Here is a 14,604-nt window from a genome sequence, read left to right as displayed (position 1 = left end):
TTAATACTTCAACTGGCACGATGCGATTCGGGAAAACTCTCTGGGGACAGGACAAAAATGACTTTTATCAATGGAATGATTGCGGCGGTGCCGACGAAAGACCGTGAAGCCTATATGGCGCATGTGCAGAAGGCATGGCCGATCTTTCGCGATCTGGGCGCGACCCGCATGGTCGAGGGCTGGGGCGTCGATGTGCAGAAGGGCAAGGTCACCGATCTGCTGAGCGCGGTGCAGGCGAAGCCGGACGAAACCGTCGCCTATAGCTGGATCGAATGGCCCGACCGCGCCACTGCTGACGCCGCCTGGGCAAAGATGATGTCGGGTGAGGCCGGTCAGGAGATGGGCGAGATGCCTTTTGACGGCAGCCGGATGATTTTCGGCGGGTTCGAGCCGATCTATGAACAGGGCAGCCTTGACGGGGCCGGCTATGTGCAGGGTTTCCTCGCAGCCGTGCCCGAGGCGAACCGCGAGGCTTACGTGAAGATGGCCGATGACGCCTGGCCGATGTTCGAACGGCTGGGCTGCGTGGCCAATGTCGAGAATTGGGGCGTGGACGTGCCGCGCGGTGAAAAGACCGACATGTATCGCGCCACGAAGGCCGAGGATGGCGAGGCGGTCATCTTTTCCTGGAACGCCTGGCCCGACCGCGCCACCTGCGACGCGGCCGCCGAACAGATGATGGAGGAGATGAAGGATTTCGATGCCTCCGACATGCCCTTTGACGGGATGCGCATGATGTGGGGCGGGTTCGAGAAGATCTTCGACAGCGCAGAGGCCGGCTGAGGCCCCGAAAAAGGAGCGGACAGATGAGCTTTCACGGAAATCCCTGCTGGTATGAGCTGACCACCAGTCGGGGCAAGCTGAACGATGCCGGGGCGTTCTATGCGCGCGTCCTCGGCTGGGACGTGGTCGATTCGGGGATGGAGGGGTTTGCCTATCATCTCGGGAAGATGGGCGACGCGATGGTGGCCGGGCTGATGGAGATGCCCGAGGATGTCTGCGACATGCCGCCGATGTGGATGATCTATTTCGCCGTCGATGATTGCGATGCGTTCTGCAAGGACGCCGTTTCGCAGGGCGCGACGGTGCATCGCGAACCGGCGGATATTCCGGGCACGGGCCGGTTTGCCATCCTCGCCGATCCGCAGGGGGCGGGGTTCGGTGTGCTGACGCCCGATATGAGCGAGATGCCCGCCGACACGGTGGCGAAGATCGAGGCGGGCGAGATCGCGAGCCCGTTCGACCAGAACAGGGCCGGGCATGGCAACTGGAACGAGCTGATGAGCGCTGACCCCGAAGCCGGTTTCGCCTTCTACGCCGGGCTGCTCGGCTGGGAGAAGGGCGAGGCGATGGATATGGGCGAGATGGGCACATATCAGCTTTTCCGCCGGAAGGGTGCGGATATCGGCGCGATCATGGGGCTGGGCAATGCGCCGGTGCCGTCATGGCTGCCCTATTTCGGGGTGAATGGCAGCGTGGCGGCGAAGGTGGAGGACATCGCGTCGGCGGGCGGCACGGTGCTGCACGGGCCGGTCGAGGTGCCGGGGCCGGCCTGGATCGCGGTAGCGCAGGATCCGCAAGGGGCGGGTTTCGCCGTGGTCGGGCCGGAGGCGTAATGCTGCTCTGACGCGCAACAGAGGGCCAGCGCCCGACCGCGGGGAAACGCTTCTGACCGGGCCGCAGGGGCGCTTTATGGGGCAGCCCCGCTAAGGGCTTGTTTGCTGCGCGGCGGCGGAGAAGCGTCCGCCCGTGGGGCGGTCGGACGCTGGCCCGGCTGCGCTGCGCGCCTTGTTCCGAGCCGGGCGGAATGGTCCGCGCCGATGCGGGTAAGGTCGGGTCTGATTGACAGAACGAAGTTACGAGAGACAAGCCAAGGAGGGTCTCCGATGGAACAGTCCCATGCAGAGATAGAGGCACTTTTGCACGCCCAGTCACGGGATCATGCAGCAGGCGATGCGGCTGCGGTGATGAGCGCCTATCGCAGCGATGCCGTGCTGTTCGACCTTCCGCCGCCTTTGCAGGTCAAGGCCGATGCGGATGGCTTGCAGGAATGGATCGACGGCTGGGACAGCCCGCCGACGATCAGCTATCACGGTCTTAGCATCTCCGTTTCGGGTAAGATGGCGATGGCCTGGGGCTTCGTGCATACGAAATTTCGCCGAAATGGCGAGGACGGCGGATTCTGGACCCGAGCCACCTGGAGCTTCCGGCGGGAGGCACGCGGCTGGAAGATCGTCCATCACCACAACTCGGTCCCGTTCTACATGGATGACAGCCAGCGTGCGGCGCTGGATCTGGAGCCCGGCAGCGGCAAAGCGCAGATATATTGACACGTGCAGAGGAGCGCGCTCGATGAACGTCAAGCGAACAGAATTGATGACGATGATGGCTGTTGCCGCGCTGGCACCGCCCGCTTTTGCCGAGACGGTCAGCACTGGCGGGCACGAGGTCTAATACGAAGTTCACGGCGCGTTGTCTGCGGATACGGTTCCGGTGCTGGTCCTGCATGGCGGGGCGATGAATATCCAGTCCAGCTTCGGCGATCTGATCCCGGCCTTGTCCGGGGACCGCGCCGTGATCGGGGTAGAGCAGCAGGGGCACGGCCACACCCCGATCCATGAAGGACCATTCACGCTGGAGACGATGCGCAGCGACACGCTCGCCGTTCTCGACGCGCTGGAGATGGAACGTGCGCATGTGATCGGATTCTCAATGGGCGGAATGCTGGGGCTGGAACTGGCGGTAAATGCGCCGGAGCGTGTTGCCTCGCTGACGGCGATTTCGGCCAGCCAGAATGGCGGTGGCATGTTGCCCGATCTGGTCGAGATGAACCGCGATCCCACGCATCAACCATCGCCCGAGGTCGCAGCGCTGCTGCCCAGCGAGGAGGAATTCGCGCGGATGGCCTCCGATATGGCCGAGATGAACCCCGGCGGTGCCGCGGCGTTTGATCAGATGATGGCCAAGACCGGAGCCCTCGTCGCCTCTGACTGGGGGTGGACAGATGAGGAGTTTGCCGCGATCCCGGCGCCGGAGCAGATCCTGCTGGGCGACAACGATTTCGTGAGGCTGGATCATGCGCTTCATATGCGGCAAGCGATCCCGGAGGCGTGGCTGGCCGTGCTGCCCGAGACGACCCACATGAACATTTTGGCGCAGCCGGAGCTGCCGATTCTGTTGAAACGGCGGATCTCGTCCGCAGAATGGCCTTGAATATCATGGGCGAACGCCTCGAGGGTCAACAGAGGCCAGTGTCCGACCGTGGGTCGACGCCGGTGGCCGGACCGGTTTGGGTTTTATGGCTCAGATCCGCTGAACATCCGTTCTGTGCGTAGAGCCTTGCTCCGATCCGGGAGCACTCAAACCGTGGCGGCGCGGCGCTTGTTCAGCGCGATGCGGCGCAGGAAGGCGGCGATAAAGATCGCGGTCAGGACCAGCACGATGGTCGCCGCCGGGGCGCTGTCGAAATAGAAGCTGGCATAGGTGCCAAGCAGCATCCCCGCGACATTCACCGCGACCGACACCGCCAGCATCTGCCCGAAGCTGCGGGTGACCAGAAAGGCGATGGCGCCGGGCGCGATCAGCAGGCCGACGGCGAGGATCAGCCCGGTCGCGCTGAGCGTGGCGACGATGCTCAGCGACAGGATGGTCAGCAGCCCGTAATGCAAAAGCCCCACCGGCAGGCCGGAGGCCCGCGCCTGCGCCGGATCGAAAGCATGCAGCATCAGGTCTTTCCATTTCAGCAGCAGCGCGGCGCAGACCAGCGCAGAGATCCAGCCCGCATTGATCAGATCGGCGGCGCCGATGCCCAGCATATTGCCGAACAGGATATGATCGAGGTCGATATTGCTGCGCACCGTCACCACCATGACGATGCCCAGCCCGAACATCCCCGAAAACACCACACCCATCACCGTGTCCTGCTTCACGCGGCTGTTCTCGGCCAGATAACCGGTGGCCAGCGAGGTCACCATGCCCGCCGCGAAGGCACCGAGGATCAGCGGCAGACCCAGCAGATAGGCCAACACGATACCGGGCAGCACGGCATGGCTGACCGCATCGCCCATCAGCGCCCAGCCTTTCAGCACCAGAAAACAGCTCAGCAACGCGGTGGGCGGGGCGACCAGCAGGCAGATCAGGAACGCCTTGTTCATGAAGGGAAAGGCGAAAGGATGCAGCAGGGTCTCGATCATGGCATCGGCTCCAGCGCGGCGGCGGCGCGGCGGCGGGCGGCCAGCATCCCGTGTTTCGGCGCCCAGATGAAGGCGGCAAGGAAGATCAGCGTTTGCAGCACGACGATGATGCCGCCGGTGGCTCCGTTCAGGAAAAAGCTCGCATAGGCGCCGACGAAACAGGTCACGGCGCCGATGGCGACCGAAGTCAGGATCAGCCGGGGAAAACGGTCGCAGAGCAGATAGGCGGTGGCGCCCGGCGTCACCACAAGCGCGATGACCAGAAATGCGCCGACCGTCTGCATCGCCGCCACGATACAGGCCGAGAGCAGCACGAAGAATAGGAATTTCAGCAGCCCGGCGCGCAGCCCGATGGAACGTGCATGGCTTTCGTCGAAGAACACCACCATCAGGTCCCGCCATTTCGCGCTCAGCACGATCAGCGAGACGATGCCGATGATGGCCATTTGCCGGGTCTCGGCAGGGGTGACGGCCAACAGGTTGCCCATGGTGATGGCTTGCAGGTTGACCGAGATCGGGTTGATCGAGACGATGAACAGGCCAAGCCCGAAAAACGCGGTGAAGATCAGCCCGATCACCACGTCGACCTTCAGCCCCGAGCGATCCGACAGGAACAGCATCGCCCCCGCCGCCAGCCCGCCCGACAGGAAAGCCCCGGCAGCCAGCGGGAGGCCCAGCAGATAGGCGCCCGCCACGCCCGGCACGACGGAATGCGACAGCGCATCCCCGATCAGCGACCAGCCCTTGAGCATCAGATAGGCCGAGAGAAACGCGCAGACCGCGCCGACCAGTGCCGCGACCAGCATGGCGCTGAGCATGAAGCCATAGGTGAAGGGATCGAGCAGCAGGCTCATTCTGAACCGCCTTCAGCGTCGCGGAGGCGCGCGGCGTCGCTCGCGGCCTCGTCGCGGCGCTGCATCTGTTCGCCGTAATGGACCAGCGGGCGCTCATCGTCGGAATAGATCGTCACCGCGCGGGCGTCGTCATCGTCATGCAGCGTGTCTCCGCCCAGCGTGAAATGCCGCAGCACGCCGCCGAACGCTTTTTCCAGATTGGCATGGGTGAAGGTGGTCTCGGTCGGGCCGTATTCCAGCACCGTGCCCTTGATGAGTACCACGCGGTCGCAGAACTCGGGCACCGAGCCGAGATTATGGGTCGAGACCAGCATCACCCGGCCTTCGTCGCGCAGCTCGCCCAGCAGGCGGATGATCTGCTCCTCGGTCTTCACATCGACGCCGGTAAAGGGCTCGTCCAGCAGGATGACCTGCCCATCCTGCGCCAGCGCGCGCGCCAGGAAAACGCGCTTCTTTTGGCCACCGGACAGCTCTCCGATCTGGCGGTGGCGGTAATCCTGCATGTTGACGCGAGCAAGCGCAGCCTCGACGGCCATGTGATCGGCCTTCGACGGGATGCGCAGGAAATTCATCTTCCCATAGCGGCCCATCATCACCACATCCTCGACCAGCACAGGGAAGGACCAGTCGACCTCCTCGGATTGCGGGACATAGGCCACGAGATTGCGTTTCAACGCCTCGCGCACGGGAATTCCCAGCAGGCGGATCTCTCCGGCGGCCTCTGGGACAAAACCCATGATCGCCTTGAACAGCGTCGATTTGCCCGCCCCGTTTACCCCGACCAGCGCGGTGACCGTGCCGCGCGGGATGGCGAAGCTGGCATGGCGCAGCGCGGTATGGCCGTTGCGATAGGTGACGGTCACGTCACGGGCGCTGATTCCGCCCTCTGGGGAGTCGTCGTAATGCTTCATGATCCGGCTCCGTCTTCCAGCCCGTCGGCGATGGTTTCCGCAGTGACGCGCAACAGGTCGAGATAGGTCGGGACCGGCCCGTCCGGGGCCGAGAGACTGTCCACATAAAGCTCGCCCCCGTAATGCGTCCCGGTTTCGCGGGCGATCTGGCGGGCGGGCGCGGTGTTGACCGTGCTTTCGCAGAACACGGTGGGAATGGAATTGTCGCGCACCCCGTCGATCACGCTGCGGATCTGCTGGGGCGTGCCCATGCGGTCGGCGTTCATCGGCCAGAGATAAAGCTCTTGCAGGCCGAAATCGCGGGCGAGATAGGAAAACGCGCCCTCGCAGGTGACCAGATAGCGGCGATCCTCGGGCAGCGCCAGAATGCGGTCGCGGATCGGGCCGATCTCGGCCCGGAGGCGCTGCTTATAGTCGTCGGCATTGGCGAGATAGGTCGCGGCATTGGCCGGGTCGTGATCGCCAAACGCTGCAGCGATATTGTCGATATAGATCAGCCCGGTCTCGATCCCCATCCACGCATGCGGGTTCGGATTGCCCTGATAGGCGCCCTGCGCGACCGGGATCGGAGTGATGCCGTCGGTCAGCGTTACCGAGGGGATGTCGCCGAGATTGGCGAGGAACTGCTCGAACCAGATTTCCAGATTCATGCCGTTGCGCAGGATCAGATCCGCGCCCTCGGTGCGGACGAAATCGCGCGGAGTCGGCTGATAGCCGTGGATCTCGGCGCCGGGCTTGGTGATCGAGACCACATCCGCCGCCTCGCCCGCGACGTTCTGCGCCATCTCGGCCAGCACGGTGAAGGTGGTCACCACTTTCAGCCGGTCACTGTCCTGCGCCGCCTGTTGCGCCGTCGCCTGCCCTGCCATCAGCAGCGCGGCGGCAAGCCAGTTGGACAAAGCGGTCGGTCGCGCCATGCGGGTTCCCCTGATTGCGTTGGCTTCTGTAAATGCAATTCATTCGCAATAGTCAAGCGCAAATGAGAGGCAGTCGCATCTCCTTGTCACAACGCCGCGCAGCCGCTAGACCGGGGACACGGCAATTGCGGACAGGGTCATGAGCGCAGAGAATACTGATTTCGCCAAGGCGCTGCGCGAGGCCGGGCTGCGCGTGACGCAGCAGCGTCTGGTGCTGCTGTCGATCCTGATGGATGCCGTCGATCACCCCAATGCCGACGAACTTCTGAACCGTGCGCGCGAGGCCGATGATTCGGTATCTCTGGCGACGGTCTATCGCACCATTTCGACGCTGGAAGAGGCCGGTCTGATCCGCAAGCTGTCCTTCGAGAACGAGCCGGCCCGCTATGAGATCGCGCCGGTGGCCGAACATGACCATATCGTCGATATCGACACGGGCGAGATGATCGAGCTGGCCAGCGATGAGATCAACCGGCTTCGGGCCGAGCTTGCCATGCGCCTGGGATATGAAATCGTCAGCCAGCACACGCTGATCCGCGCCCGCAAGATCCGCCGCGACTGAGCAGCCCCTAGCCGCGATAAAGGGCGCGGAACCGTTCCAGCGCGGCGGCGAAATCGTCGCGCAGGGCGGGGTCGGGCCGGATCTCGGCCGAGATGGCAGGCGGGGTGCAGATGGCCGCCGGATCGGCGCCCGTCGCCGCCATCAGCCCCAGCCGGGCGGCCCCGAAGGCGGCGCCGAAATCGCCGCTTTCAGGAAGCTGCACCGGCAGATCGAGCGCGGTCGCCACCGCTTTCAGCCAGTATTGCGACCGCGCCCCGCCGCCAAGCGCCAGCAGAGATCGCGGGTCGGCCCCCGCCTCGCGCAGAGCGGCGAGGCTGTCGGCGAAGGCGAAGGCCACGCCCTCCATCACCGCCTGAGTCATTTGCGCGCGGTCGCTGCGCGCCGAAAGACCGTGGAAGCTGGCGCGGGCGCGGGCATTGTTGTGCGGGGTGCGCTCGCCCGAGAGATAGGGCAGGAAGCTGACCCGCCCCGGCGCGCGCAGATCGGGACCGAGCTCGGCGGTCAGATCGGCAGGTTCGCGGCCCGAGACGGTGGACCACCAGCTCATCGCGGCGGAGGCTGACAGGATCACCCCCATCTGCTGCCAGCGCCCGGGCAGCGCGTGACAGAAGGTGTGGACAGCGCTTTCGGGGCGCGGCGAATAACGGTCGGTCGCGGCAAAGAGCACGCCCGAAGTGCCGAGCGAGACAAAGCCCTGCCCCTCGATCACGGTGGCGGCCCCGATGGCGGTGGCGGCATTGTCGCCGGCCCCGCCTGCGACGGGGATGCCGGGCGGCAGCCCCAGCTCGGCCGCGATGCCGGGACGCAGACGGCCCGAGACCTCGTTGCCCTCGATCAGCGCCGGCATCTGGTCGCGGCGCATTCCGGTCTTGTCCAGCAGGCGGTCGGACCATGCCCGCGCCCCGACATCGAGCCAGCTCGTCCCGGCGGCATCCGACATCTCGGAGACAAGCTCGGTGGTGAGCCAGAGCCGCAGATAATCCTTGGGCAGCAGCACGGTGCGGATGCGGGCGAAGTGTTCCGGTTCCTGTTCGGCCATCCAGACCAGCTTGGGCGCGGTGAAGCCGGGAAAGACGATATTGCCGGAAATGGCGCGGAAATCGGGGTCGGCATCCAGTCGCGCCGCCTGCTCATAGCTGCGCGAATCGTTCCAGAGGATCGCCGGGCGGATGACGTCCAGCGCGTCGTCGAGAACCACCGCGCCATGCATCTGGCCGGAAAGGCCGATGCCCCGCACCGCGGAAAGATCGCGGTTCCGGGCAAGATCGGCCATCGCGCCGCGCGTCGCCTTCAGCCAGTCGGCGGGGTCCTGTTCGGACCAGCCGGTCTGCGGGCGCGACACTGAAAGAGGCCCGGTCGCCACGCCGGTCACGCGCTGATCTCCGTCGATCAGCAACAGCTTTACCCCGGAAGTGCCGAGGTCGATCCCGAGATACATGCGCGCCCCTGCTCAGACTGTGGTCATCATCCCACGCAGAGTTTCAGGCAATTCCTCTGCCGCCGCAATGACCGCATCGGGAGAAAGCGCCCGCACCCGGATCTCCAGCCCCGATGCCTCGGCATGGCTGCCGCCGGTCAGCGCGACGACGCGCATCCCGGCGGCCTGAGCGGCCTCGATCCCGGCGGGGCTGTCCTCGATCACGATGCAGTCGCGGGGTGCCACGCCCAGCCGTTCGGCGGCGAACAGGAACAGGTCCGGCGCGGGTTTGCCGCGCGCCACCTGGGTCGCCGAATAGACATGCGGGGCGAAATGGTCCCACAGCCCGGTGAGTTTCAGCGTCTGCGCCAGCCGCGGCAGGGTCGACGAGGACGCGACCGCCTTTGGTCCGCCCGGCAGCTTGGCCAGCGCCTCGGCCATGCCGGGCAGCGCCCTCAGCTCGTCCTCGAAACGTGCGGCAAGCCGGGTGCGAAATTCGGGCAGAAACGGCGTTGCGTCGGTGCCATGTTCGCGCGCCACGATGCTGACGATTTCAGCGATGGGGCGGCCGATCATGCGGGTGAATATCTCGGCATCGGTGATCCGCGCCCCGGCAAGCCGCAAGCTGCGCCCGAGCTCGGTCACCGAGAGGGTTTCGCTATCGACGAGCACCCCGTCGCAATCAAAGATAAATGCCGTCATGTGTCGAGGTAACGGCACAGCGTGGCCTCGGTTCCGTCAGCCCAGAGCGCGGTCAGCCAGCGCGAAAACGCCTCTGCGAAAACGGGATTCTTGCCGACATCGCCGTAGATCTCGGACATGCCGAGCCAGTGTCCGGGCGAATTGCGCGCCGCCTGCGCGGCTTTGGTCAGGCGTTCCCAGTTCGGGTCGTTGGGTGCGATCTCGGCGCCCGAGTCGGTGGTTCCGGCGCAATAGCGGCACCAGAGCGCCGATTCGAGCGCCAGCCCCTCGATCCCCTGCCCCGCCGCGATGCGATCGGCGATGGTCGGCACGATGAATTTCGGCTGCCGATTCGAGCCGTCGAGGCACAGCCTGCGCACGGTGTCGCCGATCTTGGGATTGGCGCAGCGTTTCTTGACCTTGGCGAAATAGGCCTGAAGGTCGGTATTGGGCACGGGCGGGACGGCGGGGATGATCTCTTCCTGTTCGATCTTGTCCAGAAACCCGCGCACGAATTCGTTTTCCATCGCCTCATGGACGAAATGGATATCCATCAGCCCGGCGGGATAGGCCATCACGGCATGGCCGCCATTGAGGATGCGGATCTTCATCAGCTCATAGGGGGTGACGTCCTCAACGAATTCGACGCCGACATCTTCCAGGGCCGGGCGTCCGGCAGGGAAGTTGTCCTCGAGCACCCACTGAATGAAATCCTCGCAGAAGACGGGGCTGCCATCCTCGACCCCCATTTCCCGGATGAGAGCGCGTTCGCGATCCGAGGTGGCGGGCGTGATGCGGTCCACCATGCCATTGGGGAAGGCAACATGCCCCTCGATCCACGCGGCCAGCTCCGGGTCGGAGAGGCGGGCGGTTTCGACGACGGCCTCGCGTGCGATGACGCCGTTATGGGGAATGTTGTCACATGACATGACGGTGAAGGGAGGAATTCCCGCATCACGCCGCGCCTTCAACCCCGCGACCAACAGACCGAACACCGTGCCGGGAGATGCAGGGTTCTGTCCGTCCGCCACGATTGCGGGATGGGCGGGGTTGAAATGTCCGGTTGCGGCGTCGATGAAATATCCGCCCTCGGTGATGGTCAGGCTTGCAATCTTCGTGTCCGGATCCACGAGACGCGCAATGACTGCGTCCGGGTCTCCGGGGGCGAGATAGCCGATCAGCGCGCCGATGACGCGGGGATCGGATGCCTCGGCGGATTGCTCCACGACCGTGTAAAGAAAATCCTGTGACGCGAGAATATCGCGCGCGGCCGCGTCGGCGGGCATGACCCCGGCGCCGATAATGGCGAAATCATGACCCGCCCCGGCATTCATCAGCCGGTCGAGATAGACCGCCTGATGGGCACGGTGAAAATTGCCGAGACCGAAATGGAGAATCCCGCCGCTGAGCGCCGCCCGGTCGTAAGACGGGGTAGCGACGGGCAGATCGGGCAGGTTGGCGCTGTTCAGTTTCATCTCAGCTCATCCAGTTTCCGCCGTCCACATTGAAACACTGGGCGACGATGTAATCGGCTTCGGGCGTGGCGAGGAAAATCGCCATGCCGGTCAGATCTTCGGCGGTGCCCATGCGGCCATAGGGGACGGCGGAACCGACCTCGGCCTTCTTCTGGCCGCGGGGCTTGTTTTCATATTCGGCGAATTTGGCATCCACGCCGTCCCAGTGCGCGCCATCGACCACGCCGGGCGCGATGGCGTTGACGTTGATGCCGTGGGCGATCAGGTTCAGCCCGGCGGATTGCGTCAGGCTGATGACGGCGGCCTTGGTCGCGCAATAGACCGCGACCAGAGGCTCGCCGCGCCTGCCCGCCTGCGAGGCCATGTTGATGATGGTGCCGCGTCGGCCGGTGTCGATCATGTGGCAGGCGACGGCCTGCATGGTGAACAGCGTCCCCGCGACATTGACCGAGAACAGCCGGTCATAGCTGTCGCGGGTGATCCCGGTGATCGGGGCCAGATCGAACAGGGCGGCGTTGTTGATGAGGATGTCGATCCCGCCCATCCGCGCCGCAGCCTCTGCCACCCCGGCCTCGATGCCCGGCTGGTCGGTCACATCCATCACCACCGGCAGCGCTCCGATTTCCGAGGCCGCGGCGCGAACGCCCTCGGCATCGATATCGGCGATGGCCACCGTCGCGCCCTCGCGCAGATAGGCTTCCGCAAAGGCCCGGCCGATGCCGCGCGCGGCCCCGGTGATCAGTGTTGTCTTCCCCTGCAAACGCATCGCGATGCCCCCCTGCCCGGCCCTACGCAGCCAGACCGTCCTGACCGAAGCGATAGATCCGGCCCTCTTCCGGGGTGAGCCAGATCCGGTCGCCATGGCTGACCGGGAACTCGCCCTCGGCCCGCGCGATGACATGTTCGCCGCTGTCGAGATCGACATGCAGGAACGTGTCCGAGCCGAGATGTTCCGCCACGCCGACCGTGCCGGCAAACGCCCCGTCAGTGGTCGACATCTGCCAGTGCTCGGGGCGCACCCCGATGGAATGCGCGCCATGGCGCTGGGCCGCCTCGCCCTCGATGAAGTTCATGTTGGGCGAGCCGATGAAGCCGCCGACGAATTTGTTGGCCGGGCTGGAATAGAGTTCCAGCGGCGAGCCGACCTGTTCGATCCGGCCCGCGCGCAGCACCACGATCTTGTCGGCCATGGTCATCGCCTCGACCTGATCGTGGGTGACATAGATCATCGTCGTGGCGAGCTTGTTGTGCAGATCGCTGATCTCTACCCGCATATTGACCCGCAGCGCGGCGTCGAGATTCGACAGCGGCTCATCGAACAGGAAGGCTTCCGGTTCGCGCACGATGGCCCGCCCGATGGCGACGCGCTGACGCTGACCGCCGGAAAGCTGGCCCGGCTTGCGGTCCAGATAGCTGTCAAGGTTCAGGATCTTAGCGGCCCGTTCGACGCGGGCCTGCTGCTCGGCCTCGGGCATCTTTGCCATCTTCAGCGGAAAGGCGATGTTCTTGCGCACCGACATATGCGGGTAGAGCGCATAGGACTGGAACACCATCGCCAGCCCGCGCCTGGCCGGACCGGCCTGGGTCACGTCCTGACCGTCGATCAGGATCTGACCCGAGGTCACATCCTCCAGCCCGGCGATGAGCCGCAGCAGGGTGGATTTCCCGCAGCCAGAAGGACCGACGAAGACGACGAACTCACCCTCGTTGATTTCAAGATCGACACCGGGGATGACCTCGACATCGCCGAAGGATTTGCGGACATTCTTGAGCGTGATGGAACCCATCTGTCGTTCCTCCTTATTTCACCGCGCCGAAGGTCAGGCCACGGACGAGTTGTTTCTGGCTGAACCAGCCCATGATCAGGATCGGCGCAATCGCCATGGTCGAAGCGGCAGAGAGCTTTGCCCAGAAGAGACCCTGCGGGCTGGAGAAGGATGCGATGAAGGCCGACAGCGGCGCGGCATTCGTGGTGGTGAGCTGGATCGTCCAGAACGCTTCGTTCCATGCCAGGATGATGTTCAGCAGCACCGTCGAGGCGATACCCGGCACCGCCATCGGCGTGAGCACATGCACGATCTCCTGGCCCAGCGTCGCACCGTCCATCCGCGCGGCCTCCAGGATCTCGCCGGGGATTTCGCGGAAATAGGTGTAGAGCATCCAGACCACGATCGGCAGGTTCATCAGCATCAGGATGATGACCAGCCCGATCCTTGTGTCCATCAGCCCCGTCTGCAGAAAGATGAGATAGATCGGCACCAGCACCGCCACGGCGGGCATCATCTTGGTGGACAGCATCCACATCAGGATGTTCTTGGTGTGCTTGCTGGGCGAAAACGCCATCGCCCAGGCCGAGGGCACCGCCACGATCAGCGCCAGAAGCGTCGAGCCGACCGCGATCACCACCGAGTTGATGAAGGGGCGGACATAGTCGTTCTGGGTCTGCACCTCCTGATAGCTCTGGAAGGTGAAGGACGGGATCAGGTCGAACCCGGCAATCGCCTCCTGCTCGGTCTTCAGGCTGGTGATGATGGTGTAGAGGATTGGGAAAAAGATCAGCAGCGCCACGATCCAAGCGGCGATGGTCCATCCGACCTTGGTGCGGGTTGGGACTGCACGAGCCATGAGTTCTCCTCCCTCAGTCCAGGTTCTTGCCGACGGCGCGCATAAGGAAGATGGCGACGATATTGGCGAGGATGACGGCGATGATCCCGCCGGCGGCGGCCATGCCCGCGTCGTAATCCAGCCGCGCGGCGCGATAGATCAGATAGGTCAGGTTGGTCGAGGCATTGCCCGGCCCGCCACCCGTCGTCACCAGGATCTCGGCATAGATGCTGAGCAGGAAGATCGACTGGATCAGGATGACCACGGTGATCGCCCGCGACATATGCGGCAAGGTCAGATAGCGGAAGCGGTTCAGCGCTGATGCGCCGTCCATCTCGGCCGCTTCCATCTGCTCGCCATCCAAAGATTGCAGCGAGGTCAGCAGGATCAGCGTCGCGAAGGGCAGCCATTGCCAGGCCACGATCAGGATGATCGAAAACAGCGGATACTGCGCGAACCAGTCCACCGGGCTGGCCCCGAGGAACTGCGCCACATCGGCCAGCACGCCATAAGAGGGGTGCATGATCATGTTCTTCCAGATCAGCGCCGCAACCGGCGGCATGACGAAGAAGGGCGAAATCACCAGAATACGCACGATCCCCTGCCCGAAGATCGGCTTGTCGATCAGCATGGCGATCAGGATGCCGCCGCCGACAGTGATGACCAGCACGCCGAGCACGAGGACCAGCGTGTTGACGATGGCTTCCCAGAATGCGGGATCGGTGACGAAGAATTCATAGTTGAGCCAGCCGATCCATCCCTCGGGCGTCGGCGAATATTGCAGGCGGAAATCCTGAAACGAATAGAACAGCGTCAATCCCAGCGGGACGATCATCCAGATCAGCAGCAGAATGATCGCGGGCGCGTTCATGAGCCGGGCGAGGCCCTGAGTCTGGCGCGTGGCCATGGCATGTCCTCCGATCGGCGCGGGGAAAGCCGCGCGGTCTCAGCCAGCGGGTGCCGCCCGGCACAAGACCGGGCAGCAGGGGC

The 14,604-nt window shown here is 64.5% G+C and carries 16 protein-coding genes; 5 read left to right on the top strand and 11 right to left on the bottom strand.

The annotated features are described in order from the left end of the window. The first annotated feature begins 57 nt into the window (after positions 1-57). The 4 genes from PAF18_RS15385 (at position 58) to PAF18_RS15370 (ending at position 3,213) form a co-directional block, all read left to right on the top strand. Entirely contained in the window at positions 58-783 is a 726-nt protein-coding gene (locus PAF18_RS15385; RefSeq protein WP_271116564.1) for a DUF1428 domain-containing protein, read from the top strand. Positions 784-806: 23 nt separating this feature from the next. Beyond that, positions 807-1,616 (top strand): VOC family protein, encoded by an 810-nt coding sequence (locus tag PAF18_RS15380; protein ID WP_271116563.1) that lies wholly within the window; start codon positions 807-809, stop codon positions 1,614-1,616. A 270-nt stretch (positions 1,617-1,886) separates the two neighbouring features. Further along, the gene (locus PAF18_RS15375) at positions 1,887-2,330 is read left to right on the top strand and encodes a YybH family protein (RefSeq protein ID WP_271116562.1); all 444 of its coding nucleotides are present in this window, start codon (positions 1,887-1,889) and stop codon (positions 2,328-2,330) included. Between the two features lie 142 nt (positions 2,331-2,472). Beyond that, positions 2,473-3,213 (top strand): alpha/beta fold hydrolase, encoded by a 741-nt coding sequence (locus PAF18_RS15370; RefSeq protein ID WP_271116561.1) that lies wholly within the window; start codon positions 2,473-2,475, stop codon positions 3,211-3,213. A gap of 146 nt (positions 3,214-3,359) precedes the next feature. Here the strand turns inward: PAF18_RS15370 and PAF18_RS15365 are convergent, their stop codons facing one another. The 4 genes from PAF18_RS15365 to PAF18_RS15350 are packed head-to-tail and all read right to left on the bottom strand — an operon-like array spanning position 3,360 to position 6,875. Beyond that, the gene (locus PAF18_RS15365) at positions 3,360-4,193 is read right to left on the bottom strand and encodes a metal ABC transporter permease (RefSeq protein WP_271116560.1); all 834 of its coding nucleotides are present in this window, start codon (positions 4,191-4,193) and stop codon (positions 3,360-3,362) included. Continuing rightward, entirely contained in the window at positions 4,190-5,047 is an 858-nt protein-coding gene (locus tag PAF18_RS15360) for a metal ABC transporter permease (protein ID WP_271116559.1), read from the bottom strand. Before PAF18_RS15360 ends, PAF18_RS15365 begins: the two co-directional genes overlap by 4 nt. After that, positions 5,044-5,958 (bottom strand): manganese/iron ABC transporter ATP-binding protein, encoded by a 915-nt coding sequence (locus tag PAF18_RS15355; protein WP_271116558.1) that lies wholly within the window; start codon positions 5,956-5,958, stop codon positions 5,044-5,046. The genes PAF18_RS15360 and PAF18_RS15355 overlap by 4 nt, the downstream gene beginning before the upstream one ends. Then, a complete protein-coding gene (locus tag PAF18_RS15350) occupies positions 5,955-6,875 on the bottom strand; it encodes a metal ABC transporter substrate-binding protein (RefSeq protein ID WP_434802228.1) in 921 nt (306 codons plus the stop codon). The genes PAF18_RS15355 and PAF18_RS15350 overlap by 4 nt, the downstream gene beginning before the upstream one ends. Positions 6,876-7,014: 139 nt before the next feature. Here PAF18_RS15350 and PAF18_RS15345 point away from each other — a divergent pair, with 139 nt between their 5' ends. Continuing rightward, positions 7,015-7,437, top strand: a complete 423-nt coding sequence (locus PAF18_RS15345; RefSeq protein ID WP_271116557.1) for a Fur family transcriptional regulator — start codon at positions 7,015-7,017, stop codon at positions 7,435-7,437. Positions 7,438-7,444: 7 nt separating this feature from the next. On the opposite strand, the gene xylB is transcribed toward PAF18_RS15345, so the two are convergent. Genes xylB through PAF18_RS15310 form a run of 7 tightly spaced genes read right to left on the bottom strand, consistent with a single transcriptional unit; the run spans position 7,445 to position 14,521 of the window. Continuing rightward, entirely contained in the window at positions 7,445-8,875 is a 1,431-nt protein-coding gene (xylB, locus tag PAF18_RS15340) for a xylulokinase (protein ID WP_271116556.1), read from the bottom strand. A 12-nt stretch (positions 8,876-8,887) separates the two neighbouring features. Then, on the bottom strand, positions 8,888-9,556 hold the full coding sequence (locus tag PAF18_RS15335; protein ID WP_271116555.1) for an HAD family hydrolase: 669 nt from the start codon (positions 9,554-9,556) through the stop codon (positions 8,888-8,890). Continuing rightward, positions 9,553-11,010, bottom strand: a complete 1,458-nt coding sequence (locus tag PAF18_RS15330; protein ID WP_271116554.1) for a mannitol dehydrogenase family protein — start codon at positions 11,008-11,010, stop codon at positions 9,553-9,555. The genes PAF18_RS15335 and PAF18_RS15330 overlap by 4 nt, the downstream gene beginning before the upstream one ends. Before the next feature lies 1 nt (position 11,011). Next, the gene (locus tag PAF18_RS15325) at positions 11,012-11,776 is read right to left on the bottom strand and encodes an L-iditol 2-dehydrogenase (RefSeq protein WP_271116553.1); all 765 of its coding nucleotides are present in this window, start codon (positions 11,774-11,776) and stop codon (positions 11,012-11,014) included. 22 nt (positions 11,777-11,798) lie between these two features. After that, positions 11,799-12,797, bottom strand: coding sequence for an ABC transporter ATP-binding protein (locus PAF18_RS15320; RefSeq protein ID WP_271116552.1), 999 nt, complete (start codon positions 12,795-12,797; stop codon positions 11,799-11,801). Positions 12,798-12,810: 13 nt separating this feature from the next. After that, positions 12,811-13,635 (bottom strand): carbohydrate ABC transporter permease, encoded by an 825-nt coding sequence (locus PAF18_RS15315; RefSeq protein ID WP_271116551.1) that lies wholly within the window; start codon positions 13,633-13,635, stop codon positions 12,811-12,813. A gap of 13 nt (positions 13,636-13,648) precedes the next feature. Next, positions 13,649-14,521 carry a carbohydrate ABC transporter permease gene (locus PAF18_RS15310; protein WP_271116550.1) on the bottom strand — a complete coding sequence of 291 codons (873 nt, stop codon included), beginning with the start codon at positions 14,519-14,521 and terminating at the stop codon, positions 13,649-13,651. Positions 14,522-14,604: the final 83 nt, after the last annotated feature.

It is taken from the genome of Paracoccus sediminicola (assembly GCF_027912835.1).
Taxonomy (GTDB): domain Bacteria; phylum Pseudomonadota; class Alphaproteobacteria; order Rhodobacterales; family Rhodobacteraceae; genus Paracoccus; species Paracoccus sediminicola.
The sequence above is the reverse complement of the archived record's forward strand: the minus strand, read 5'-3'. Positions and strand labels throughout refer to the sequence as shown.